We start from the raw sequence: 23337 nt of genomic DNA, 5'->3' as shown, positions 1-23337 counted from the left end.
CCGCATGAGGCGGTTCGAGGCTCAGCGGGATGATGGGGATGATCGTGGCAGGCGTGCCGTGACCATCCCGATCGCGGTTTTATTTGCCGGACAGGATGTCGTCGTAGACCTGTGCGGTGTCCTTTTCGTAGAGCGCGCCGGTGATCACGTCGAAGCCGGGCGGAATGCCGCTGGCGGCCATGTTGGCGATCGAAAGCGCCACATAGCTGGTCGCCTGCGGATCCTGCCACTGCGCGGCATTGACGTAGCCGGTCAGCACCTCCTGGGTGGTGTCGAGCGAGTTGCCCCAGCCGACGACCGGGATTTCGCCCGGCTTGATGCCGGCCTGGTCGAACACCCGCTTGATCGAGCCGGTCACCAGGTCGCCAAGACCGATGATCGCCTTGACCTTGGCCCTGTTGGCGGTGAGATAGTCGACCATGCGGTTGATTGCTTCGGCCTGGTCGAGCGTGGCTTCGGTGATTTCATAGGTGATGCCGAGCGGCTCGAAGACGCTCTTGATGCCCTCTTCTTCCTGGACGCCATAGGTGGCGCCGGGGATTTCAACAGGCATCCAGACAAAATCGCCCTTCTTCACCAGGCCCTTGTCGACCAGATACTGAGCCCAGTTCTTGCCGAAGGTGACGTTGTCGCCGCCGACATAGGCGTTGAAGTCCGCCTTCGGATCGGGCGTGTTGAAGTTGATGATCGGGATGTTTGCCGCTCGTGCCTCCTTGACGAGCTCGATAAGGCTGCCCGGGTCGGGGCTGGTGGTGGTGATGCCGTCGGCCTTCGCCGCGATGGCGGCGCGAACAGCCTCCTGCTGGGACGACACGTCGCCATTGTGGAACGAGGTGTTGACGGTGTTGCCGGTGTCCGTCGCCCATTGCTTGGCGCCGGCGAGGAAGTAGGTCCAGACCGGGTCGGCCGGGCCGCCATGCGAAATCCAGTAGAAGGTCTTGGCCTGTGCCGCCGCCGGAATCGCCAGCGCCACGATCAAGCCGAATACAAATAGTCGTAGCCTCGTCAGCATTTGATTTCCTCCCATTTTGAAAACGTCCTCCAGCTCCGGCGACGATCACGGCAAGCCTGACCGTATTCTTGCCAGCGGCGATCTGGATGCATCAGAGCATCCGCTTTTTCGATCAATGGCAAGCCTCCATTTGCCAGTGGTAGTTGGCGCACGACGATGCGCCATCAGCCATCCCATCAGATCGCATCAGTTTGGCTGATATCTTTTGCGGCAAGCGGTCTCGGCGCCGAAGACGAGGCGCAGGCGGGACGGAAGCTAAATGAGGTCGGCCCTGGCAAGGTCGCGCATCAGATGGCTGGCGCCGTAGGTCCAGTGGGGACAGTCGGGAGACAGCCGTACCCTGTTGATCAGGGCGCCGAATTTCTCCGATGAGATGGTGACGATGTCGCCGACCTTGTGCGTGAAGCCCTTGCCCTTTTCGCCGCGGTCCTTCGACGGCACGAACATGGTGCCGAGATAGAGCGCCAGCCCGTCGGGGTACTGGTGATGCGGGCCCATGGCGGCGGCGACCAGTTCTTCGGGCGAGCGGCTGATCTCGGCCATCGAACTGGCGCCCTCCAGCGAGAAACCATCCTCGCCCTCGACCTTCAGCCGCACGGTGGCCTGCTTCACGTCACCAATGGAAAAGGTATCGTCGAACAGCCGGATGAACGGGCCGAGCGCGGCCGAAGCGTTGTTGTCCTTGGCCTTGCCGAGCAACAGCGCCGAGCGCCCTTCGACGTCGCGCAGATTGACGTCGTTGCCGAGCGTGGCGCCGACGATCTTGCCGCTGCCGGCGACGATCATGGCGATCTCCGGCTCGGGATTGTTCCAGGTGGAGACCGGATGCAGGCCGACATCGGCGCCGAAGCCGACCGACGCCATCGGCTGGCATTTGGTGAAGATTTCGGCATCGGGGCCGATGCCCACTTCCAGATATTGCGACCAGGCGCAGCGCTGGATCAGCTTGGTCTTGATCTCCATCGCCTCCGGCGAGCCTGGCTTGAGCTTCGACAGATCGTGGCCGATCAGCCCGGCAATGTCGGCGCGAATGGCGTCGGCTTTTTCCGCGGAGCCGCGCGCCTGCTCCTCGATGACCCGTTCGAGCAGGCTGACGACGAAGGTGACGCCCGATGCCTTGACCGCCTGCAGGTCGACCGGAGAGAGCAGGTACGGCTTTTGCGGATCGCGCGCGGCCTGGAAACTGTTGGCGGCGATTGCATCGAGCGATCCGATCGGTTCGCCCGCGGCGGCGTGGACGTAGCCTGCTGGGTCCGGCATCTCGCAGACGTCGCGCACGGTTGGTGCCATGCTGGAGGTGATGTCGAAGACCGTGCCGCCGCGTACCGTGACCACCAGCGGATGCGATGCTCCGCTCGTCCGGGCGCGGCCGATGAAGAGGCCCTCGTCGGGCAGGAGGGTGGCGTTCGTCATGGCTTGCGGTCCTCTGCTGTCTTGTTCTGCGTCGTCGCTGCGGACCGATGGTTCATCAAAAGCCTGGCCGCGGCGGCGGCACTTTCGACAAATTCCCGACAAAGGTCTATCCCGTTCCTCGCGGTCGAGCCCCTGCGCTGCATTTCGCAGTGGCGGACGCCTTCCTCTTCAATCCCCCCTGATGCCGAGATCAAAGGCTCTTTCAAAATCATGAAATCGTCACTAGGATTTTCATTTGACGAAGTACATTCAGGTGACCCTTGCCCCTACCGTTTTCCGATCCGATCTGGCGGAAGCCGCCGGCGGCCCCTGCGTTCCGGTCGCTTTTTCCCGGCCGCCAGCGTGCCGATGTCGTCATTGTCGGTGGCGGGATTCTCGGTCTGTCGACAGCCTTGCATGCAGCCCGGTTCGGCCTTGCCGTGCAGGTGCTGGAAGCCGGCGAAATCGGCCAAGGCGCATCGGGTCTGAATGGCGGTCAGGTCATCCCCGGCCTGAAATATGATCCGGAATGGCTGCTGGAGCATTTTGGCCTCGAACGCGGTGAGATCCTCGTCAATTTTGCCGCCTCAACGGCGGACGCCGTCTTCGAATTGATCCGCGACGAGAAACTGGCGGTGCCGTTCGTCCGCAACGGCTGGATCCAGGCAGCGCACACTGAGACGGCGCTGGAGGCGGCGGCGAACAGGGACCGGCAGTGGCGGAACCGTGGCGCCGATGTCCGGCTTCTGAGCCAGACCGAGATCGCCGCGTTGACTGGCGCGCACGGCTATCTCGGTGGCTGGCTCGACCGCCGGGCCGGCGTGATTGATCCGCTTGCCTATGCGTCGGAACTGGCACGGATCGCCTCGGCCGCGGGCGTGAAGATCGCCGAACACCAGAAGGTGATGCGCCTCGATTACAACGCCGGCATTTGGCGCATCTCGACGGAGGGCGGCGCCGAACTGCAGGCGAAGGCGGTCATTCTGGCGACGAATGCCTACACCGGCGACCTGCTTCCCGGTCTCGCCGAGACGATCGTTCCGCTGCACTCCTTCCAGATCGCGACAGCACCGCTGCCGCCCGTTCTGGCGGCCGGGATTCTACCGGAACGGCAAGCAGTATCGGACTCACGTCGCATCCTCGTTTATTACCGCAAGAGTGCCGACGGGCGGCTGGTGCTCGGCGGGCGCGGCCGAATGGCGCTGCCGACCAGCGAAAGTGATTGGGCGCATCTCGAGCGCGCGCTGCTCCGGCTGTATCCGGCGCTATCCGGAGTCGCAATCGAAAAGCGCTGGTTTGGCCGGGTGGCGATGACGCCGGATCACCTCCCGCATATCCACGAGCCCCAGCAGGGCCTGATGGCCGTGGTCGGCTGCCAGGGCCGTGGCGTCGGCCTGATGACCGCGCTTGGCGAGCGCATTGCTGGCTATCTGGCGAGCGGCGACGCCAGGCAATTGCCGTTCCCGGTCTCGCCGATCCGGCCAATCCCATTCCACGTCTTTCGGCAGGTCGGCGTCGCCGCGACGATCGCCTGGTATCGTATGCTGGATGCATTCGAGCGCTGATTTTATGCCTATGCAGGAATCAGCTTGACAGTTTCACGATTCTGAAAAATTCTTAAGTGATTTCAAATTCGATGGGCAACCCCGATGTCGACCATCGTTGCAAGGCAGCCGCTGCCGGAGTCCCGGTCCTCGACGGGTTTCCGGTTGGCCATGCTGCTGCCGGGCGGGCTGGTCACCTTCTTCCTGATCCTGTTTGCCCTCGGCCTCGTGGTTTTCCTCGCCCTTCGCGGCAATGACGGTTCGCTGCTGGGCGCCGGTTTCACTTTTGCGAATTTCATCACCGTGGCATCCGACCCGCTGTACTGGACGGTAACGCTGCGCTCGCTGGCCATTGCCGGCCTGGTGACGCTGGCGACGGTCGTCACCGCCTATCCCGTCGCCTACTATCTGGCCTTCCATGCCGGACGGCGGCGCGGGCTGCTGCTGTTTCTGGTGACGCTGCCGTTCTGGACCAGCTATCTCTTGCGCGTCTTCGCCTGGAAGATTGTGCTTGCCTACAATGGCGTGCTGAACTCGGCGCTCGTCGAAAGCGGCATCTGGTCCGAACCGACACTGGCGTTTCTCAACACGCCGGCCGCCGTCGTCGTCACGCTGGCTCACGCCTATGCGCCGTTCGCCATCCTGCCTATCTATGTGGCGCTGGACACGATCCCGAAATCGCTGCTCGAAGCTGCTTCCGATCTCGGCGCCAGACCGTTCACCAGCTTTCGCCGCGTGGTGCTGCCGAATTCGATGCCGGGGGTGCTGGCGGCGGCTCTCGTCGTCTTCGTGCCGACGGTCGGCGATTATGTCACCCCGGCGCTGGTCGGCGGCCCTGCCAGCACCATGATCGGCTCGCTGATCCAGGCCCAGTTCGGCAAGGCAAATGACTGGCCGTTCGGCGCAGCACTCGCCGTTGCCGTCATGCTGGTCATCCTTGCCGTGGTGCTGGTCGTGCGTTCCGCCGACCGCAGGTTTGGCAGCCGCACATGAGCGCGGCGCGGAAAGACGCTAAGAAAGGTGGGAGTTGGCTCGGCGCCTACGTCCTTGTCTACCTGGTATTTCTGTATTTGCCGGTATTGCTGATCCCGCTTTTCTCCTTCAACGATTCGATCCAGGCGGCGTTTCCGCTGCAAGGCTTCACGTTTGAATGGTACACGACGCTGTCCGGCAATTCGGCGCTGTCCGGCGCCCTTGCCAACAGCCTCGTCATCGGTGCAATTGCCGCCACCGGTGCCACGCTCTGCGGCATCACCGTGTCCTACATGGATCTTTTTGGCCGCTCGCCGCTTGCCGCCACGATCAGCGCCATCGCGCGGCTGCCGATCCTGATCCCTGGCGTGATCGTCGGCATCTCGCTGCTGATCCTGGTCAACCTCATTGGATTCGGTCCATCGCGTACCGCGATCGTGCTCGGCCACATATTGGTGGCGCTGCCGACGACGGTGGTGATCATGAAAAGCCGCTTCGCCGCTATACCCAAGACCATCCACGAGGCGGCACTCGATCTCGGCGCCTCCGACTGGACGACATTCAGACGGGTCATGCTGCCGCTCAGCCTGCCCGCCATTGTATCAGCGTTCATGCTGGCCTTCCTGACCTCCTTCGACGAGTTCATCGTCGCCTTCTTCCTCGCCGGTACCGAACCGACCTTGCCGCTTTATATCTGGAGCCAGTTGCGTTTCCCGAAATCGCTGCCCACCGTCATGGCACTGGGCACGGCCATCCTGGCCGTGTCCTTCGTCATCGCGGCAATTGCCGAAATCCTGCGCCATCGCGGGCTCGCCGCCGCTCAGCGGCCAGTGCCCGCCAACCTGTCCAAACCAGAAGAAACCGAAAGAGGAGAACTGCAATGGCATTCGACCTGAAATCGATAAATCGCAAGACAGTCCAAGCCGGATTGGCAGCCTTCGCGCTGGCGCTTTCGTCGACCGTCGCGCTTGCGGCCGACAAGCTGCAATATTTCACCTGGTCGGGCTACGAACTTCCCGACTTCAACAAGAGCTTCCTCGCCGCACACCCCGATGGCGTCGAGGCCTCGATGTTCGGCGACGACGATGACGCCTTCACCAAGGTCAAGGCCGGTTTCCGTCCTGACGTCGCGCATCCCTGCTACGACAAGGTGGCGCGCTGGAACAAGGAAGGCCTGCTGCAGCCAATCGACACCAAGCGCATCAAGAACTGGGATTCGATCTTTCCGGTTTTCAAGAACCTGCCCGACCTGCAGGCCGGCGACGGCAAAGTCTGGATGGTGCCGTGGGACTGGGGCAACACCTCGATCCTTTACCGCACCGATCTGGTGAAGAACCCGGAGCCGAGCTGGAACCTTTTGTGGGACAAGCAATATGCCGGGCGCATGGCGACGATCGATGCCGTCCACGACACGCCGGTGGTGGCGGCGCTTCTCGCCGGTGTCAATCCGTTCGACATGACGCCGGAACAGATGGAAAAGGTGGCTGAAAAACTGCGCGAGCAGCGCCCGCTGCTCTCCAACTACACCACCGACATGACCTCGGTCGAACAGGCGCTTGCGAGTGGCCAGTTGGTCGCCGCCATGACTTGGAACGCGTCGGCCACCTCGCTGAAGAAGCAGGGCGTGCCGGTCGAGTTCATGAAGCCTAGGGAAGGCATGCTGACCTGGTCGTGCGGCTTCGTCGTGCTCAAGGACGCCAAGAATGTCGACCTCGCCTATGATTTCATCAACAGCCGGCTGGAGACGGATTCGGGAAAATACCTGATTCAGACCTATGGTTACGGCAGCTCAAACAGCTCGGCCTTCGCCGCGGTGCCGAAGGAGGAACTGGAAAAGCTGCAACTGCCGTCCGATCCGGAAGTGATGCTGAAGACTACCGTCTTCACCGGGCCGATGAAACAGAATGACGAACTCGCCAAGATGTTCGAGAAGGTCAAGGCAGGCGGCTGAGTTCGCTCTTCCTTCTCCCCTTGTGGGAGAAGGTGGCCGAGCCCACGGGTCTTGCCTTCGGCAAGCCCGAGGACAGGCTCAGCTCCGTCGGATGAGGGGTGGTCCAGCTCGGCACAACCGCGCTCCGGCCAGCACCCCTCAACCGTCTCGGCGCTGCGCGCCGATCCACCTTCTCCCACAAGGGGAGAAGGGAGAACCGCGAAGCGCCGCTCCAGGATACCGAAAACGAGGTCGGGAAACAGATGGATATACTGGACCAAGCGGCTGAAAAGCCGAAAGACGACGCAGATGTGCGGGTCGGCCGGCGCGTGCGGGCGCTCAGGCTGGAACGCAGTCTTTCGCTGGCCGAGCTTGCCGCCAAGGCCGGCGTTTCGATCGGTGCGCTCAGCCAGATCGAGCGCGGCTTGTCCTCGCTTCGCGTCAAGGTGATCTGGCCGCTCGCCGCCGCTCTCGACATCGAGCCGTCGGCGCTGATTGCTGACGGCAACGATGCAGTCAGCGATCTCTATTGCGTGCGCGCCAACAGCCGGCGCCAGGTCCCGGTGAAGTCGGAAGGCATCGCCAAGGCGCTGCTATCGCCGCCGGCCGCTACGCTCAACGGCATGCTGGTGACGGTGGAAGCCGGCGGCGGCACCGTCGAAGCCTACGCCCATCCCGGCCACGAATTCGGTTTCGTCCTGTCGGGCGAGGTCGAACTCGTGATCGATTCAACCACCTACGGGCTGAAGACCGGCGACAGCTTCGCCTTCAAAAGCACCTTGCTGCATGCCTTCCGCAATCCGGGCGCCGAGCGCTGCCAGATCCTCTGGGTCAACACGACCAAGCCGTCCGAGGTTCGCGATGGCGCCTGATCCTCTCGTCCGGCTGGAGGCGGTGTCGAAGATTTTCCCCGGCGGCATTGTCGGACTCGACGCCGTCGATCTCGACATTGCCCGCGGCGAGTTCCTGACCTTGCTCGGCCCATCCGGCTGCGGCAAGACCACTAGCCTGCGGGTGATCGCAGGGTTCGAAAGCCCGTCGAGCGGACGGGTGCTGCTCGACGGCAGTGACATTACTTCGCTGCGGCCGTTCGACCGTCCCGTCAACACCGTGTTCCAGGACTATGCGCTGTTTCCGCACATGGACGTCGCCGAAAATGTCGGCTTCGGCCTGTCGCTGCGCAAGCTTTCCGGGACCGAACAGGCAAAGCGCGTCGGCGAAGCGCTCGACATGGTCGGCCTTGCCGAGAAGCTCGGCGCCCGCGTGTCCGAATTGTCGGGCGGCCAGCGCCAGCGCGTGGCGCTTGCCCGTGCGATTGTCTGCGAACCACGTGTGCTGTTGCTCGACGAGCCGCTGTCGGCGCTCGATGCGCATCTGCGCGAACAGATGCAGGTCGAATTGAAGCGGCTGCAGTCTCGGCTCGGCACCACCTTCGTCATGGTCACCCACGACCAGACCGAGGCGCTGTCGATCTCCGACCGCATCGTCGTCATGAACAAGGGCCGCATCGAGCAGATCGCACCGCCGGCCACGCTCTACGACCGGCCCGCCACCAAATTCGTCGCCAGTTTCATCGGCACGATGAACCTCCTGCAGTCGCGCTTTGTCGGCCGTGACGGCGATCGATTGCGTTTCAGCGCCGGCGCCCTGCCGCTCGAAGCCACGTCGGAAACCGGCGAAGCGCCGGGAGAAGGCGCGGTGCGAACCATCGGTGTGCGTCCGGAGGATCTTTTGGCGACGACCGAAGCAGCGATCGGCACCGCGCCGGTGCGGGTGAGCAGCATCGTCTTTCGCGGCCGCACCTTGCGCCTGCACGCCGAATTGGGGCAGGGGATACCAGTGGTGATCGATGCGCCACGCCGGGCGGAAGGTTTTCAATTCAGCGTCGGCGACGTGGCGCATATCAGCCTGCGCCGCGGCGCTAACTGCCCTATGCTGCCCATCTGACCCTATCCTTCCAGAAAACCGGAGGCACTACCCATGAGCAATCACCTGAACTTCTTTATCGACGGAAAATGGGTCGCGCCCGTGGTGCCGGCGACGCTGGATGTGATCGATCCGTCCACCGAAGAGGCCTACACCAAAATCTCCGCCGGCTCGAAGGCCGATGTGGACCGCGCCGTGGCAGCGGCGAAGGCGGCCTTTCCGGCCTTTTCGCAGACCAGCAAGGCCGAGCGCCTGACGCTGCTGAAGCGCATCCTAGAAATCTACAACGAGCGCTACGAGGACATCGCCCAGGCTGTCAGCCAGGAGATGGGCGCGCCGATCACCTGGGCGCGCCAGGCGCAGGCCTGGGCGGGCAGGGCACATATGGAAGCCACTATTCATGCGCTGGAGGATTACGAATTCAGCGAGAAGCGCGGCACCACCATGGTGGTCAAGGAGCCGATCGGCGTTTGCGCGCTGATCACGCCATGGAACTGGCCGCTCAACCAGATTGTCTGCAAGGTGGCGCCGGCGATCGCCGCGGGCTGCACGGTCGTGCTGAAGCCTTCCGAGATCGCGCCGATCAGCGGCATCGTCTTTTCGGAAGTGATGGAAGCGGCCGGCACGCCGAAGGGGGTCTACAACATGGTCAACGGCACCGGTCCGGATGTCGGACAGGTCATGGCCGGCCATCCGGATGTCGACATGGTTTCCTTCACCGGCTCGACCCGGGCCGGCATCATCGTCGCCAAGACGGCGGCCGAGACGGTCAAGCGCGTGGCGCAGGAACTCGGCGGCAAATCGCCCTACATCGTGCTGCCCGATGCCGACTTCGAGAAGGCGGTGCGCAAGGGGGTCAACGCGTGTTTCGGCAACAGCGGCCAGTCTTGCGATGCGCCGACGCGCATGCTGGTGCCGGCCGCCCGCCACGATGAGGCGCTGGCGATCGCCAAGAAGGCGGCAGAGGCGCACAAGGTCGGCGATCCGCGCTCGGAAGAGACCAGGCTCGGGCCGGTGGTCAGCAACATCCAGTTCGACAAGATCCAGCGGCTGATCGAGGCCGGCATCGCCGAGGGTGCAACGCTGGTCGCCGGCGGTTCCGGCCGGCCGGAGCATCTTAATCGCGGTTATTACGTGCGGCCGACCGTCTTCGGCCACGTCACGCCGGGCATGACCATCGAGCGGGAAGAAATTTTTGGGCCGGTGCTTTCGGTCATCTCCTATGATGACGACGATGACGCGGTGAAGATCGCCAACGACACCGTCTATGGCCTAGCCGCCTATGTGCAATCAGGGGATATCGACCACGCGCGAAAAGTCGCCGGCCGCCTGCGCGCCGGACAGGTCTCGATCAACTATCCGGAGTGGGACACCTTCGCGCCGTTCGGCGGCTACAAGCAATCCGGCAACGGCCGCGAATATGCCGACTGGGCGATCCACGATTTCCTCGAGGTCAAGGGTATCGTCGGCTACGGCGCCTAGCCCATGACACCGAACAGCGCCGCGCCAAAGAAGCACGCGCGCGCTGTAACGGGCTAACCTGCCTATTCGGCGGCTTCGCGGACAGGGATCAGGCGCCGCTCGACCTGCTGGAGATGCAGGCGCATCGCTGCTGCCGCGCCGCCGAGGTCACGCTCGGCGATCGCCTCGACGATCCGTTCATGGTCGGCGAAGCTGTGATGGTCTGCCGGAGGGCGGGCGCCTTCTGAACGGAGACGTCCCCAGACCACGGTGCGGCGCACGGCGTTCAGCACGTCGAACAGGCCGAGCAGCACATTGTTGCGGCTCGCCTGCGCAATCTGCCGGTGGAGCAGATTGTCGACATTCTCATATTGCCGCCATGTGACGGCTTCCCGCGTCTGGACCAGCGATTGCCGCATCGCGGCGATGTCCGAAAGCGTGGCGTGCAGCGCCGCTTCGCGCGCAATTTCGGGCTCAAGGATGAGGCGCGCGCGCATCACGTCGGCCGGATTGGTGCGCCCGGCGATTTCCGAAATGCCGATCGTCTCCTCGACCGGCCCGCTGCCGACGAAGGTGCCCCTGCCGACGTGACGCCAGATGCGGCCGTCCTTCTCGAGCACCGCCAGCGCCTTGCGCAGATCGCCGCGCGATACGCCGAGGCTCTCCGACAGTTCCCGCTCGGCAGGCAGCCGCGTCTCACCGGCATGATCCATCTGGGCAAGATAGGCCTGCAGCTGAACCAAGGCGGCGTGGCCGCCATTACCGGGATCGTCCATCAATTTAACCAATCCGCATATGATTTCCCTTTGTCGGTGTTAAAACGATTAGTGGAAACCGTCAACTGCCGAGTTTTCTGGGCACACCCGTTCGATACGGTGCAGTTTCTCCTTGACCAATCCGTCCCGTAGTCTTAACCAATCAAGGAAATGGTTACAAAAAACGGGAGGAATGACAATGGCCGGCGTGTCCAGACGTACCATCCTTGCCACCGCTTTCGCCGCGGTCCTGGCATGTGCAGCGCCCTTGTCGGCCGCAAATGCGGGCGACATGCGCATCGCATTCGGCGACCTTCCCGGGATTGAATCCATTCAGACGCTCGCCGCGATAGAGCGGTCCAAGGAGCGCGGCGTGAATGTCGAGCTCATTGTTCTCAATGACGAGGATCTGGCTGCCCAGGCCATTGTCGGCGGCCAGGCCGATGTCGGCATTGGCGCGCCCTATACCTTGATCCAGAAGGTCGGCGTGCCGATCCGCATTTTCGCGCAGATATCAACGCTGCGCTTCTTTCCCGTCGTCAACAGCGAATTCTACAAGGAATGGAAGGATCTCGACGGGCAGGAGGTCGCCGTCCAGGCGCGCGGCTCCGGCACCGAAGCGGTCATGCTGCTGATGGCGAAAAACCACGGCATCAAGCTCGGCAACATCAGCTATGTCCCGGGTTCCGAGGTTCGCCGCAATGCGTTGCTCCAGGGGACCATCAAGGCGTCGATCGTCGATGCCGCCAACAGGCGCGCGCTCGAGGCCGAAGCCCCCGGCAAGTTCATCGTTCTGCCGGTCGAGGATCTCGGCGCCTCGGACGAAGCGCTTTTCGCGACCGCGGACTATCTGAAGAACAACGCCGCCGACGTCGACATCCTGGTCGAGGAACTGATGAAGACCGCGCGCGAGATCACCGCGAGCCCCGCGGTCGCCGTCGAGCTTCGCAACAAATACAAACTGCTGCCGGATCTCGGCGCTGAAGCCGACAGCGAAATCACCGAATACTATAAGGAAACCGCGGAAGCCGGCAGTCTTGCGCTGAACGGCGGCGGAGCCGATGCGGCCAAGGACGACTTTGCCTTCTTCAGCCTTGCCGGCCAGATCGAAGGCGATCCCGCCAGCCTCAAGGTCCAGGACTTCTGGGATGTCTCCGCAATCGACCGCGCCGTCGCCAAGCTCGGCAAGAAATAGGCGGCCTGCCGGATGGCCGTAAGCATCAGAACCGACGGCGAGGCTGCCGGCCCCGCTCCTCTTTCCAATCGCAGCGCAACGGGCGCATCGTGGGACCAGCCGGTCCTGCTTAGGCTGGTGTCGATCGCCCTGTTCGCGGGAATCTGGGAGGTGGCTGGGCGCATTCCGGTCAGCTTCGCCTTCCCGACTTTTTCCGATACGGTCGTCGCGTTCTTCGGACTGCTCGCCGACGGCAGCCTGGCAACCGCCTATCTTTCGACGCTGCAGCCGCTGGTGCTTGGCGTTGTCCTGTCGGCGTTCCTGGGTGTCGGCCTCGGCACGATCTGTGGCCTGTGGCGCACCGGCGAATGGCTGGTGATCCCCGTGTTCATCGTGCTTCAGGCAGCACCGGTCGCCGCCTTCATTCCGATGGTCACCTTTGTCTACGGAATAGGCATGACCGCCAAGACGCTCGCCGTCATGATCCTGGCGCTGCCGGTTATCGTGCTCAACACCTACAAGGCCGTGCGCAACGTCAACGAGTCGTTGCTGGTCATGTGCCGATCCTTCCTCGGCACACGCTGGCAGACCGTCGCCAAGATCATCCTTCCGGACGCCAGCCCGGTGATTTTTGCCGGCTTGCGCCTCGGCGTCGCTGCCGGCTTCGTCGGCGTGGTGCTCGCCGAACTGCTGATCACCCCGACCGGCATCGGCGACCTCATCACCTTCCACCGCTCGCGCGCCGACTACGCCGAGATGTACGCAACAATCGCCTCGATCATTGCGCTTTCCACCCCGACGCTCGTCTTTCTGCAGTGGGTGGAAGTCCGCGTTTTCAGGCCCGAGAGCAGAGGTGCTTAAGATGGGCGCGACCGCATTGCGAAATGGACCGTCGCCGGTTCCCGCACCGATCGATTCAATCGTGGAAGTGAGGGGAATCTTTAAGACCTACGGCAATGTCGAGGCGCTGCGCGGCATCGACCTCGACTTTCCCAGGGGCAAGCTGACCAGCCTTCTCGGACCCAGCGGCTGCGGAAAGACGACGCTGCTGAAGATCATAGCGGGGCTGATACGGGCCGATGGCGGCACCGTCGCGATCAACGGCAAGCACGTCACCGCACCCGGCCCCGAACGCGCTTTCGTGTTCCAGGATTTTGCGCTGATGCCGTGGGCGACCGTGATGCGCAATGTGGCCTTCGGACTGGAGTTGCGCGGCACCAACAAGGCCGAGCGCGAAGCGATCGCCCGACGCTACATCGCCGAGGTGGGGCTCGCCGGATTCGAGGACAAATATCCGCATCAGCTGTCGGGCGGCATGCGCCAGCGCGTCGGCCTGGCGCGCGCATTGTCGGTCGATGCCGACGTCCTGCTGCTCGATGAACCGTTTTCGGCGGTCGACGAGCAGAACCGGCGGAAATTCCAGGAAGACCTGATCCGGCTGCGCACCAACCAGAACAAGACCTTCATCTTCGTGACGCACTCGATCGAGGAAGCGGTCTACATCTCCGACCGCATCGTCTTGCTGTCGCCGAGACCCGGCCGGGTTTCGCAGATCATCGAACCGGAAATCGATCGCTCCGGCGACCCCGAGCGCATCCATCGCGACAGGCACTATCTCGATACTGTCGAGGAGATCTGGCAGGGGCTGAAGCAGTATGTGGAGTGACCGGCCGTGACCTTGTTTGGCTACCGTGTGCCAATGATGGCGTCCCTGCTGGTCTGGTGCGTCGTATGGGAAATCGTCGGCCGGCTCGACCTTGTCTTTCTGCTGCCGCCGTTTAGCGACGTGCTGGTTGCAGCGATCAGTCTGGTGCAGACGCCGTCCTGGCAGAGCGCGACAGTCACGACCCTTCGCGCCTTCGCGGCGGGCATGGCCCTGTCGATCGTTGTCGGCGTGCCATTGGGCATCCTGATGGGACGCGTCAAGATCGCCGACGACCTGCTCGGCATGTGGGTCAACATCTTTTCAAGCGCACCGCTCTCGGCGATCGTCCCGGTGCTGATGATCCTGTTCGGCTTCGGCGAAAAGACGATCGTTGCGGCGGTGTTCCTGTTTGCGATCTGGATCATCGTTCTCGACACCCGTGCCGGGGTCCGCCATATCTCGCCGTCGCTGATCGAGATGGCGCGTTCCTATGGCGCCTCGCGCCCGGCGCTCTATAGCAAGATCATCCTTTGGGCGGCACTTCCGGAAATCCTTGCCGGCATTCGCCTCGGCCTCATCCGCGGCGTCAAGGGCGTCGTCATCGGCCAGTTGCTCGTCGCCATCGTCGGCTACGGTGCGCTGTTCGAAACCTTCTCGCGAAATTTCCGCATGGCCGAATTCTGGGCCTTGACCATCATCCTTTTTGCCTTCGCCCTGCTGATCGCCGAACTGATCGAACGGGCCGAAGCCAAAGTCGAATATTACGCAGGAGCAAGACAGTGAACATGCACGGCACGACTTCAAGCTACGTCATCGAACCGAGCGCAATCCCGAGCATCCCGGTGGCGGGAACCGACAAGATGTTTCCGGTGCACCGGGTCTATTGCGTCGGGCGGAACTATGCCGCGCATGCCGTCGAGATGGGACACGACCCCGACAAGGAGCCGCCATTCTTCTTCCAGAAGAACCCCGACAACCTCGATACGACAGGAGAATTTCCGTACCCTCCGGCCTCCAACGATGTCCATCACGAGATCGAAATGGTCGTGGCGCTGAAAAGCGGCGGTACCGATATCCCGGTCGAAAAGGCTCTGGACTGCGTGTTCGGTTATGGCGTAGGTCTCGATATGACGCGGCGCGACCTGCAAGGGAAGGCGAAGGACATGGGCCGTCCATGGGAGGTCGGCAAGGCTTTCGAGGCATCGGCGCCGTGCACGCCACTGGTTCCGGCAAGCTCGACCGGGCATCCCAGCCAGGGCGCGATCTGGCTGGACGTCAATGGCCAGCGAAAGCAGACCGGCGACCTCAACCAGATGATTTGGAAGGTTCCGGAAATGATCAGCTATCTCTCAGGTCTGTTCACGCTGATGCCGGGGGACATCATTCTTTCCGGCACGCCGGCGGGCGTCGGCGCCGTCGTTCGCGGTGATGTTCTTCGCGGCCATATCGATGGCGTCGGCGACCTAGAGGTTCGCGTTGTCTGAAGCGGCCTCGATCATTGAACGGCTTGCCGCCGGAGCCGACGATGCGCCGGCGATTTCGGCACCCGACAGGATCACGCTCACGCATGGCGGACTGCGCCGCCTGATCTCCGAGACGGCAGCGCAATTGCATGCACTGGGCCTCGGCCGTGGCGAGCGGGTGGCCATCGTGCTGCCGAACGGGCCGGAGATGGCGACGGCCTTTGTCGCGGTGGCGGCGGCGGCGTCGACGGCGCCGCTCAACCCGGCCTACCGGGCCGACGAGCTCGATTTTTATCTCTCCGACATCGGCGCCAAGGCGATCCTCGTCGCCGAAGACGAAAGCGGCCCGGCGGTGACCGTGGCCGAGCGCCTCGGCATAGCGGTGCTCAGGCTCACAGCACTGCGTGACGCGCCAGCCGGCAGTTTTGAGATCAAGGGCAAACCGGTTGGTCCGTCTGTTTCGCCGGGCCTGGCTGAAGACGGCGACATCGCGCTGTTGCTGCACACGTCCGGCACCACGTCACGACCCAAGCTGGTGCCGCTCAGCCACGCCAATCTCGCCGCCTCGGCCGCTCATATCGGCGCGACGCTCGGTCTGACGGCCGGCGATCGCTGCCTCAACATCATGCCGCTGTTCCACATTCATGGGCTGATCGCGGCGGTGCTGTCCTCGCTCGCCGCCGGCGGCAGCGTCTTCTGCACGCCGGGCTTCAACGCGCTGCGCTTCTTCCATTGGCTGAGCGAGGCGCGGCCGAGCTGGTACACGGCGGTGCCGACCATGCATCAGGCGATACTGCCGCGCGCAACGCGCAATGCCGATGCATTGGCGGCGGCGCCCTTACGCTTCATCCGCTCGTCCTCGGCATCGCTGCCACCGCAGGTGATGGCCGAGCTTGAATCGACCTTCGGCTGCCCGGTGATCGAATCCTACGGCATGACCGAGGCCGCGCACCAGATGGCTTCGAACCGGCTGCCGCCGGGCCTGCGCAAGCCGGGCAGCGTCGGCGCCGCGGCCGGACCGGAGGTGGCGGTGATGGCGCCGGACGGGCGATTGCTGCAGCCCGGTGACACCGGCGAGATCGTGATTCGCGGGCCTAATGTCACCGCGGGCTACGAGAACAATCCGGACGCCAATGCCACGGCTTTTGCGCATGGCTGGTTTCATACCGGCGACCAGGGCGTGCTCGACGGCGACTTCTATCTGCGCGTCACCGGCCGGCTCAAGGAGATCATCAACCGCGGCGGCGAGAAGATCTCGCCGCTCGAGGTCGACGACGTGCTGATGGACCATCCGGCGGTGGCGCAGGTCGTCACCTTCGCCACGCCGCACGACAAGCTCGGTGAGGAGGTCGCGGCTGCGATCGTGCTGCGCGAGGGCATGGCCGCGACAGAAGGCGAAATCCGCAGCTTTGCCGCGACACGGCTCGCCGATTTCAAGGTGCCGCGCATTGTCCTGATCCTGGACGAAATCCCGAAGGGCGCGACGGGCAAGCTGCAGCGCATCGGTCTCGCGACCAAACTTGGTCTTGCCAAACCTGGGCTGGGATAATGCGGATCAGCATTTTTGGCGCCGGCGCGATCGGCGGCTATCTCGCGGCCAAACTTGCTATGACCGGCCGCGTCGATCTGTCGATCGTGGCGCGCGGCGCGCATCTCGACGCGATCAGGACGAACGGGCTTCGCCTGATCGAAGACGGTCATGAATCCGTCGCCTCGGTCAGGGCCGCCGCTCAGGCGCAGGAGCTAGGCGTCCAGGACTATGTCGTGCTGGCGCTCAAGGCCCATTCGGTTGCGCCAGCGCTCGACCAGATCGCGCCGCTGCTGGGCGAGGGGACGGCCGTCGTCACCATGCAGAATGGCGTGCCGTGGTGGTACTTCCACAGGATCGGCGGGTCGCTCGAAGGCACACGGTTGCAAGCGGTGGACCCCGGTGGGGTGATCTGGGACCGGCTCGGGCCGGATCGCGTGATCGGCTCGGTCGTCTATCCCGCGGCCGAGGTGGATGCGCCCGGCCTGGTCCGCCATATCGAGGGAAAGCGGTTCTCGCTTGGCGAGCCCTCGGGCGAGAAGAGCGAGCGTGTCACCCGGCTTGCCGAGGAGATGGTCGCAGCGGGGCTGCAGGCGCCGGTTCGCGACGACATCCGCAGCGAGATCTGGGTGAAGCTGTGGGGCAATCTCTCCTTCAACCCGATTTCCGCTCTGACCGGCAGCACGCTTGCGGCAATCGCTGCCGACGAGGCCACCCGCACGCTGGCTCGCACCATGATGCTGGAGGCGCAGGCGATCGGCGAAAGCCTCGGCGTTCGTTTCCCGATCTCGGTCGACCGCCGCATCAAGGGGGCCGGCGACGTCGGCGAGCACAAGACCTCGATGCTGCAGGATCTCGAGCGCGGCCGGCCGATGGAGATCGACGCGCTGGTGACGGCGGTCCAGGAACTCGGCCGGCTGACCGGCCAGCCGACGCCGACCATCGACAGCGTGCTGGCGCTGGTGCGCCGCCTCGCCATCGAGCGCGGCTGCTATCCGGTGTGAGACATTCTTATCAGGCGCTCGCCTTTAGGAGGCGGGCGGAATGCCCTTTACATTCGTATCAGCCGTGATCTTCATTCCTTGCCGGCCCCGGCGGCCGCACTAGCCTCGGCAATTGCCTCATTGATTTCCTCAATAGTGAGAACCTGGCCATTCGTCTTGCCTTTCAGGAAGCCATGAAGGTCCCGAAACGATCCCTTCGGCTGCGATGCCCTTAGCTCTGCCCGGCCATCCGGCAGCAAATCCAGTTCAATTTTTTCTCCCGGCTTGATGCCGAGGTGTTGGAGCACTTCCTTCCGAAAAGTGACCTGCCCCCGTGCTGTTACGGTCAGTGTCGTCATGGCAGAATCTCCTGAGTAAAACAGACATAATGCAAAACTGCATTACATTCGAGCGCCGGCCTTCCCCGGCCGGCTCGATCTCCACTTGACTCTCCAGTTTGTTCCTGTTTTGTTTCACGCGTTCGTTGCATCATAATTGGTTGAGGGCAAGGGGCTGGCACGCGCTATTCATCGTGGCAGGCCAGCAAGTGCCCTACTTGGAATTAGTCTGAACAGGAGGAACATATGACCACCGCGGAAATTGCCAAGGATTTCACAGATCTGCTCAAGCAGGGTCAGAACGATGTTGCGGCTGAGAAGTACAATGCCGACGACATCGTCAGCTACGAAGCGATGGAAGGGCCGATGGCCGTCTGCAATGGCAAGGAAGCCGTGAGGCAGAAGGGCCAGTGGTGGGAAGAGAACCACGAAGTTCATGGCGGCGCGGTCGAGGGCCCATATGTCAACGGCGACCAGTTCGCAGTGCGCTTCAAGTTTGACATAACGCCCAAGGCTACAGGTGAGCGTGTCAGCATGGATGAGGTTGGTCTGTACACGGTCAAGAACGGCAAAATTGCCGAAGAGCGCTTCTATTATTGAAACCGGCTTCCGGAAGCTTTGTACTCGCTGCATCGTTGGAAATCAGGCACGGCGGCCAGGACGAATGCCCTGGCCGCCGTGTGAGCAAGCTCAAATCCCCTTCACATATGCCGCTGATCGCCACGGTGCCCCAACCGTCGAAAAAGCCCATCTCCTCATGATCGCTGGCAAAGTCTGAACGGTGGTTTAGGGTGCGCCAGATTCGACTAGCAATGAGTCCGAGGGCCAAAATATTGACGATCACCATGTACGGCATCACCAATTGCGACACGATCAAAAAGGCGCGCATCTGGCTGGAAAGCCACGATGTCGCCTATCGTTTTCACGACTACAGGGTCGAGGGGCTGGAGGCGGATAGGCTCGACGGCTGGTCCGGCAAGGTCGGCTGGGAAATCCTGCTCAACAAGTCGAGCACGACGTTTCGCGAACTGTCGGACACGGACAGGCTGAGCCTCGACGAGAGGAAGGCCAAGGCGCTGATGCTGGCCAAACCGACGATGATCAAGCGGCCGGTCCTCGATTTTGGCGATCGTATCCTCGTCGGCTTCAAGCCTGATGTCTATCAGCAGGCGCTGGGCGGGTTGAAGTAGCCGGACGGGATGCTTTTCACGCTCCAGCTCGCCAGGCGAATCGGGTCGCGGAAAAGACCTTGGCCTGCCTGGCCGAGAGCGCGTCCCACGCTGCGCGGCAGCCGGGGTCCGGCTCGATTGTCTCGGCGATGCTCGTCATCGCATCCGCAGCCTCGGCAAAACCCTCGAACCATCCGATGCCGACCGCCGCGCTGATCGCTGCACCGAGCGACGAGGCTTCGGCATTGTGACCCTTATGGATCGCGATCCCGGTTGCGTCCGCGATCATCTTTGTCCAAAGCCTGCTGTTGGCGCCGCCGCCGATCGCCACCATTTGCGCCGGCGAAAGACCATGGCTGCGCATCTCTTCAAGAGCCCGGGCGGTTTGCAGCGTCATTGCCTCGAGCCCTGCACGATAAAAATGACCGAGCGTGTGCGAGGGGTGCATGCCGATGAAGCTGGCGCGTGCGCTCGGATCCCAGTGCGGGTCCATGCAGCCGACCAGGGTGGTGCCGGCGAGAAGTCCGTCCGAGCCGATCGGCACGGCCGCCGCTTCCCTTTCGAGGCGGTCGAAGATCGCCGGATCGGAGCGCCCGCCGGCAAACATGTCGACGAACCAGTTGACGAAATAGACACCCGCCCGCTGCACGGCCTCGAGGAAATAGCCATCGCCGGTTGGCGAGGTCATGGTGCGCCAGAAGGCGCCGACCACCGGTTCTGGCGACCAGATTCCCGCGATGATCGCGGTTCCGAGATTGAGATAGACGACGCCGTCGCGCATGGCATTGACGCCGAGCCCGGCGCATTGCCCATCGCCGCCGGCGGCAATCACCGGGGTTCCTTGCGAAAGGCCGGTTGCGGCGGCGGCTGCGGCATGAACAGTCCCGACTCGCGTGCCGGACCGCACCGCATTGGGAAGTTGCGACGGTTTGATGCCGAGATGATCGAGGATCGGCTGCGACCATGCCTTGCGCGAGATGTCGAAGAGACCGAACGGATCGGCGCTGGTCCAGCTCGCGCTTGGCGTTCCCGTCAGTCTCAGCGTCAGATAGCCATGCACGTCGAGGATTTTGTTCGCCTGGTCCAACCGTTCCGGCTCGTTCTCGCGCAGCCATTTCAGGCGATAGACGACCGGCGTCACGTCGATCGGCTTGCCGGTGATCTGGTGCAGTCGCTCACGGCCGATCTCCGCCGCGAAACGGTCGACCAGCCCGGCGGCGCGTTCATCGAGCCACAGGCTGGCGGGTCCGATCGGCGCGCCGGCGCCGTCGATGAGGGCAACGGTCTCGCGCTGGTTGGAGATCGCGATCCCGGCGATGCGTGTCGCGTCGACCGCGTCGACAAGCTGTCGCAGCGCCGCTGTTGCGGCCCGCCACCAGTCGGTGACCTCCTGCTCGACATAGTCCGGCCTCGGCTTCATCAGTTCGAGCGGCGCCCGGCCTTCCGCCACGGCTCGTCCGTCCCGGCTCCAGGCAATCGCCTTGCAGGATTGGGTGGAACTGTCGAGGCCGACGACAAGAGGTCCGTCGCTGCTGCCCATGATTGTCCTCCCGAGACGATGAGTTCCACCGGTGCTGGTTGGTCCAAGTGCCGGTTATTCCAAGAGACTGTTCGCGGTGGCCATGTCGGTGACAAAATGTGTCGCATATCCGCCGCCGAGCCCGGCCCTGATCGCCGCCATCTTGCGGGCGCCACCGGCGGCGCAGATGCGGACCGGCACCGCTTTCAGTTCGTCGAGCGTGATGCCGACGGTGCGTCCGTCGAGCGGCGTTGCGAAAGCGGCTCCCTGAGCGTCGATGAACCGCCCGATGATGACCCCGAGCGCGCCCTGCTCGATCATGCCGGCAAGTGCGGCGGCATCCGATATCCCGGCTCGGGCATAGGTGCTCTCCGGCCCGATATCGCCGATCCCGAAGATGACTTTGCCGGCGGCATGGATCATGCGGAACTGGTTGACGAGCATCGGCTCCTGCATGAGTTGGTCGTGCAGTTCGTCGGTGGAGACGATCGCCGGGGCAAGCAGGTTTATGCAGCGGGCGCCGAGCCGGTTGGCCATCAGCGAGGTGCAGAATTCCGGCGAGAAATCGCTGGTGCCGATCGAGCTTCCCGAGAGCTGGACGACGGTGAGGTTCCGATCATGCCGTAGTCGTGGGATCGAGCGGGCGGCAGCGAGCACCGTTTTTCCCCAGGCAACGCCGATCGTGTCACCCGGATCGACCATCGACGCCAGCAGCCGTCCTGCCGCTTCGCCGATGCGGCGGTCGGCATCGTTTGGATCAAGGTCGGGGATAACCGCGGCGCCGCGAAGCCCGTATTTTTCCATGAGACGCCGCGAGGTCAAGGTGCGGGCAAAAGCGTCGTGGTCGACCTGCACGGCGACAAGTCCGCTTTCGCGCGCCTCCTGCAGATAGTGCACCACGCTCGCCCTGGAGACGTTCATGACCTTGGCCACGTCGCTCTGGTTGAGCTGGTCGACATAGTAGAGCCAGGCAGCCCACGCTACCGCGCTGTCGAATTCGGGCGGCAGTGCCGAGAGCCCAGATGGTCGGACTACGTCGATGTCGGCGTTGGCATTCATGTCCCTTTTTCCGCAGGTTTGCAGAACGAAGTCAAGCGTCGCGGGCAAATGCTTGACAAAAGACAGTGATAGGTGACTATTGTTTATAACGCCAACGCTCCTGCGCCTCGATTACAGGGTCGCCAGCATGAGGATGTCATGACCAATCCGGCAGCCGGATCCTGGACGGCATTGATCGACGACATTCTGGACGGGCGCTGGACCAACCCTGAGACCGGTGAAAAGGCCGTGGTGCCGTATGACCGGATTGTCATCGAAGAAAGCCTCGACGGGCGGGCGGCCGATCTGGTTTCGGAGCTCGATCTGGGCGAGCGGTTCACGGTCGTTGCGGATGCCGCCACCTATGATGCGCTTGGCCAGCGCGTTGCGCGCGAACTTAAGACGCTCGGCCCTGTCGATGTGGTGATCCTGGATCACCCACATGCCGACATGGCCAATGTCGAGAGCCTGGCCGTCAAACTCGCCGATGCAGACGCCGTGGTCGCGGTGGGTTCCGGGACCATCAACGATCTCTGCAAGTTCGTCACCGGAAGGAATGAGCGGCGCTATTGCGTGTTCGGGACGGCCGGTTCGATGAACGGCTACACATCGACGACTGCGTCCATCACACTGGAAAGCGGCCTGAAGGTATCGCTGCCTTCCCACGCCCCTTCAGGCTTTTTCGTCGATCTTGGCGTCTCCGCTGCCGCCCCGACCTACCTGTCGGCGGCGGGGTTCGGTGACTGCCTTTGCCGCTCGGTCGCCCAGATCGACTGGTGGATGTCGCACCGCCTGCTTGGCACGGCCTACCATCAGGTCCCGTTTCTCATCCAGGAAAAGGATGAGGCGGCGCTCAACCAGCGTGCTGGAAATCTTGCCGAACATGACATCGAGGCCAATGGCTACCTCTATCGCGTGCTGACGCTCTGCGGTCTCGGAATTTCCTTCACCGGCGTCTCCAATCACGGTTCCATGGGCGAGCATCAAATATCGCACTACATCGACTGTTTCGCCGGCGAGCGTCACCCCGGCACGCTGCACGGCACCCAGGTCGGCCTCGCTTCGCTCACCATGGCGCGATTGCAGCAGGCAATGCTTGCAAGCGACAAGCCGCCGGTGGTGAAGGCGACGAAGATCGATCCTGACGACATGGTCCGCCGCATGGGTCCGGCTGTCGCCGCACAATGTCTCGACGAACTGAAGAAGAAGGCCTTCGACGAGACTGCCGCCGCCGCATTCAACGAGCGGCTGCAGGAGCTCTGGCCGACACTCAGGCAGGAGCTCAAGCAATTCATGGTGCCTGTCGACGAGATGCAGCGCCTGCTGAAATCGACCGGCGGGCCGATTTCAGCGGCCGAATTGGGCACGCCGGCCGATTTCTATCGCGAAGCCGTCGTTCATTGCCGGGAGATGCGCAATCGCTTCTCGTTCCTCGACATTGCTGCGGATGCAGGAATGCTGGAGGATTTTGCGCGTGGGGAAGCCTGA

Annotated in this window: 23 protein-coding genes; 17 read left to right on the top strand and 6 right to left on the bottom strand. The window is 63.3% G+C overall.

Annotated features, from left to right (window positions below; genetic code table 11):
- Positions 1-79: 79 nt before the first annotated feature.
- Positions 80-1012 carry a substrate-binding domain-containing protein gene (locus tag BLT09_RS20925; protein ID WP_027152256.1) on the bottom strand — a complete coding sequence of 311 codons (933 nt, stop codon included), beginning with the start codon at positions 1010-1012 and terminating at the stop codon, positions 80-82.
- A gap of 255 nt (positions 1013-1267) precedes the next feature.
- Complete coding sequence (locus BLT09_RS20920; protein ID WP_091596142.1) at positions 1268-2425, bottom strand: fumarylacetoacetate hydrolase family protein; 1158 nt, start codon at positions 2423-2425, stop codon at positions 1268-1270.
- 260 nt (positions 2426-2685) lie between these two features.
- Here BLT09_RS20920 and BLT09_RS20910 point away from each other — a divergent pair, with 260 nt between their 5' ends.
- The 7 genes from BLT09_RS20910 (at position 2686) to BLT09_RS20880 (ending at position 10258) form a co-directional block, all read left to right on the top strand.
- Positions 2686-3969 (top strand): NAD(P)/FAD-dependent oxidoreductase, encoded by a 1284-nt coding sequence (locus BLT09_RS20910; protein WP_091596138.1) that lies wholly within the window; start codon positions 2686-2688, stop codon positions 3967-3969.
- An 84-nt stretch (positions 3970-4053) separates the two neighbouring features.
- Positions 4054-4941 carry an ABC transporter permease gene (locus BLT09_RS20905; RefSeq protein WP_091596135.1) on the top strand — a complete coding sequence of 296 codons (888 nt, stop codon included), beginning with the start codon at positions 4054-4056 and terminating at the stop codon, positions 4939-4941.
- Positions 4938-5816 carry an ABC transporter permease gene (locus tag BLT09_RS20900; protein WP_091596133.1) on the top strand — a complete coding sequence of 293 codons (879 nt, stop codon included), beginning with the start codon at positions 4938-4940 and terminating at the stop codon, positions 5814-5816. The genes BLT09_RS20905 and BLT09_RS20900 overlap by 4 nt, the downstream gene beginning before the upstream one ends.
- Positions 5801-6871, top strand: coding sequence for an ABC transporter substrate-binding protein (locus BLT09_RS20895; RefSeq protein ID WP_091596131.1), 1071 nt, complete (start codon positions 5801-5803; stop codon positions 6869-6871). Before BLT09_RS20900 ends, BLT09_RS20895 begins: the two co-directional genes overlap by 16 nt.
- A gap of 242 nt (positions 6872-7113) precedes the next feature.
- Positions 7114-7722 carry a cupin domain-containing protein gene (locus BLT09_RS20890; RefSeq protein WP_027152261.1) on the top strand — a complete coding sequence of 203 codons (609 nt, stop codon included), beginning with the start codon at positions 7114-7116 and terminating at the stop codon, positions 7720-7722.
- Positions 7712-8797, top strand: coding sequence for an ABC transporter ATP-binding protein (locus BLT09_RS20885; RefSeq protein WP_091596129.1), 1086 nt, complete (start codon positions 7712-7714; stop codon positions 8795-8797). Before BLT09_RS20890 ends, BLT09_RS20885 begins: the two co-directional genes overlap by 11 nt.
- A 33-nt stretch (positions 8798-8830) precedes the next feature.
- On the top strand, positions 8831-10258 hold the full coding sequence (locus BLT09_RS20880) for an aldehyde dehydrogenase family protein (protein ID WP_091596127.1): 1428 nt from the start codon (positions 8831-8833) through the stop codon (positions 10256-10258).
- A 62-nt stretch (positions 10259-10320) separates the two neighbouring features.
- On the opposite strand, the gene BLT09_RS20875 is transcribed toward BLT09_RS20880, so the two are convergent.
- Positions 10321-11013 (bottom strand): FadR/GntR family transcriptional regulator, encoded by a 693-nt coding sequence (locus tag BLT09_RS20875; RefSeq protein ID WP_023799437.1) that lies wholly within the window; start codon positions 11011-11013, stop codon positions 10321-10323.
- Between the two features lie 178 nt (positions 11014-11191).
- On the opposite strand from BLT09_RS20875, the gene BLT09_RS20870 reads away from it, so the two are divergent.
- Genes BLT09_RS20870 through BLT09_RS20840 form a run of 7 tightly spaced genes read left to right on the top strand, consistent with a single transcriptional unit; the run spans position 11192 to position 17806 of the window.
- Positions 11192-12187: an ABC transporter substrate-binding protein gene (locus BLT09_RS20870; protein WP_091596125.1), complete on the top strand. Its 996-nt coding sequence runs from the start codon at positions 11192-11194 to the stop codon at positions 12185-12187.
- 12 nt (positions 12188-12199) lie between these two features.
- A complete protein-coding gene (locus tag BLT09_RS20865; protein WP_091596123.1) occupies positions 12200-13027 on the top strand; it encodes an ABC transporter permease in 828 nt (275 codons plus the stop codon).
- A gap of 1 nt (position 13028) precedes the next feature.
- Positions 13029-13832, top strand: coding sequence for an ABC transporter ATP-binding protein (locus BLT09_RS20860; protein WP_091596121.1), 804 nt, complete (start codon positions 13029-13031; stop codon positions 13830-13832).
- 6 nt (positions 13833-13838) lie between these two features.
- Entirely contained in the window at positions 13839-14594 is a 756-nt protein-coding gene (locus BLT09_RS20855) for an ABC transporter permease (protein WP_091596119.1), read from the top strand.
- Between the two features lie 2 nt (positions 14595-14596).
- Complete coding sequence (locus tag BLT09_RS20850; RefSeq protein ID WP_091596117.1) at positions 14597-15295, top strand: fumarylacetoacetate hydrolase family protein; 699 nt, start codon at positions 14597-14599, stop codon at positions 15293-15295.
- Positions 15288-16823: an acyl--CoA ligase gene (locus BLT09_RS20845; protein ID WP_091596115.1), complete on the top strand. Its 1536-nt coding sequence runs from the start codon at positions 15288-15290 to the stop codon at positions 16821-16823. The genes BLT09_RS20850 and BLT09_RS20845 overlap by 8 nt, the downstream gene beginning before the upstream one ends.
- On the top strand, positions 16823-17806 hold the full coding sequence (locus tag BLT09_RS20840; RefSeq protein ID WP_091596113.1) for a 2-dehydropantoate 2-reductase: 984 nt from the start codon (positions 16823-16825) through the stop codon (positions 17804-17806). The genes BLT09_RS20845 and BLT09_RS20840 overlap by 1 nt, the downstream gene beginning before the upstream one ends.
- A 71-nt stretch (positions 17807-17877) precedes the next feature.
- On the opposite strand, the gene BLT09_RS20835 is transcribed toward BLT09_RS20840, so the two are convergent.
- Positions 17878-18144, bottom strand: a complete 267-nt coding sequence (locus BLT09_RS20835; protein ID WP_091596111.1) for an AbrB/MazE/SpoVT family DNA-binding domain-containing protein — start codon at positions 18142-18144, stop codon at positions 17878-17880.
- 225 nt (positions 18145-18369) lie between these two features.
- Between BLT09_RS20835 and BLT09_RS20830 the strand changes: the two genes are divergently transcribed.
- Entirely contained in the window at positions 18370-18723 is a 354-nt protein-coding gene (locus BLT09_RS20830; RefSeq protein ID WP_091596109.1) for a SnoaL-like domain-containing protein, read from the top strand.
- A 233-nt stretch (positions 18724-18956) separates the two neighbouring features.
- A complete protein-coding gene (locus BLT09_RS20825) occupies positions 18957-19313 on the top strand; it encodes an ArsC family reductase (RefSeq protein WP_091596107.1) in 357 nt (118 codons plus the stop codon).
- Between the two features lie 16 nt (positions 19314-19329).
- On the opposite strand, the gene BLT09_RS20820 is transcribed toward BLT09_RS20825, so the two are convergent.
- Together BLT09_RS20820 and BLT09_RS20815 are read right to left on the bottom strand one after the other, a co-directional pair.
- On the bottom strand, positions 19330-20832 hold the full coding sequence (locus BLT09_RS20820) for a xylulokinase (RefSeq protein ID WP_091596105.1): 1503 nt from the start codon (positions 20830-20832) through the stop codon (positions 19330-19332).
- Between the two features lie 54 nt (positions 20833-20886).
- On the bottom strand, positions 20887-21870 hold the full coding sequence (locus tag BLT09_RS20815; protein ID WP_091596103.1) for a sugar-binding transcriptional regulator: 984 nt from the start codon (positions 21868-21870) through the stop codon (positions 20887-20889).
- 138 nt (positions 21871-22008) lie between these two features.
- Between BLT09_RS20815 and BLT09_RS20810 the strand changes: the two genes are divergently transcribed.
- Positions 22009-23337 carry a sn-glycerol-1-phosphate dehydrogenase gene (locus BLT09_RS20810; protein WP_091596101.1) on the top strand — a complete coding sequence of 443 codons (1329 nt, stop codon included), beginning with the start codon at positions 22009-22011 and terminating at the stop codon, positions 23335-23337.

This window comes from Mesorhizobium muleiense (assembly GCF_900099905.1).
Classification (GTDB): Bacteria; Pseudomonadota; Alphaproteobacteria; order Rhizobiales; family Rhizobiaceae; genus Mesorhizobium; species Mesorhizobium muleiense.
Note: the sequence above shows the minus strand (reverse complement) of the source record. Positions and strands in the feature narration are given on the sequence as shown.

Excerpts from the sequence above, each read along its gene's own strand:
- BLT09_RS20925 (WP_027152256.1), bottom strand. The coding sequence starts at position 1,012 with ATGCTGACGAGGCTACGACTATTTGTATTCGGCTTGATCGTGGCGCTG.
- BLT09_RS20920 (WP_091596142.1), bottom strand. The coding sequence starts at position 2,425 with ATGACGAACGCCACCCTCCTGCCCGACGAGGGCCTCTTCATCGGCCGC.
- BLT09_RS20905 (WP_091596135.1), top strand. The coding sequence starts at position 4,054 with ATGTCGACCATCGTTGCAAGGCAGCCGCTGCCGGAGTCCCGGTCCTCG.
- BLT09_RS20900 (WP_091596133.1), top strand. The coding sequence starts at position 4,938 with ATGAGCGCGGCGCGGAAAGACGCTAAGAAAGGTGGGAGTTGGCTCGGC.
- BLT09_RS20895 (WP_091596131.1), top strand. The coding sequence starts at position 5,801 with ATGGCATTCGACCTGAAATCGATAAATCGCAAGACAGTCCAAGCCGGA.
- BLT09_RS20890 (WP_027152261.1), top strand. The coding sequence starts at position 7,114 with ATGGATATACTGGACCAAGCGGCTGAAAAGCCGAAAGACGACGCAGAT.
- BLT09_RS20885 (WP_091596129.1), top strand. The coding sequence starts at position 7,712 with ATGGCGCCTGATCCTCTCGTCCGGCTGGAGGCGGTGTCGAAGATTTTC.
- BLT09_RS20880 (WP_091596127.1), top strand. The coding sequence starts at position 8,831 with ATGAGCAATCACCTGAACTTCTTTATCGACGGAAAATGGGTCGCGCCC.
- BLT09_RS20875 (WP_023799437.1), bottom strand. The coding sequence starts at position 11,013 with ATGGACGATCCCGGTAATGGCGGCCACGCCGCCTTGGTTCAGCTGCAG.
- BLT09_RS20870 (WP_091596125.1), top strand. The coding sequence starts at position 11,192 with ATGGCCGGCGTGTCCAGACGTACCATCCTTGCCACCGCTTTCGCCGCG.
- BLT09_RS20865 (WP_091596123.1), top strand. The coding sequence starts at position 12,200 with ATGGCCGTAAGCATCAGAACCGACGGCGAGGCTGCCGGCCCCGCTCCT.
- BLT09_RS20860 (WP_091596121.1), top strand. The coding sequence starts at position 13,029 with ATGGGCGCGACCGCATTGCGAAATGGACCGTCGCCGGTTCCCGCACCG.
- BLT09_RS20850 (WP_091596117.1), top strand. The coding sequence starts at position 14,597 with ATGCACGGCACGACTTCAAGCTACGTCATCGAACCGAGCGCAATCCCG.
- BLT09_RS20840 (WP_091596113.1), top strand. The coding sequence starts at position 16,823 with ATGCGGATCAGCATTTTTGGCGCCGGCGCGATCGGCGGCTATCTCGCG.
- BLT09_RS20835 (WP_091596111.1), bottom strand. The coding sequence starts at position 18,144 with ATGACGACACTGACCGTAACAGCACGGGGGCAGGTCACTTTTCGGAAG.
- BLT09_RS20830 (WP_091596109.1), top strand. The coding sequence starts at position 18,370 with ATGACCACCGCGGAAATTGCCAAGGATTTCACAGATCTGCTCAAGCAG.
- BLT09_RS20820 (WP_091596105.1), bottom strand. The coding sequence starts at position 20,832 with ATGGGCAGCAGCGACGGACCTCTTGTCGTCGGCCTCGACAGTTCCACC.
- BLT09_RS20815 (WP_091596103.1), bottom strand. The coding sequence starts at position 21,870 with ATGAATGCCAACGCCGACATCGACGTAGTCCGACCATCTGGGCTCTCG.
- BLT09_RS20810 (WP_091596101.1), top strand. The coding sequence starts at position 22,009 with ATGACCAATCCGGCAGCCGGATCCTGGACGGCATTGATCGACGACATT.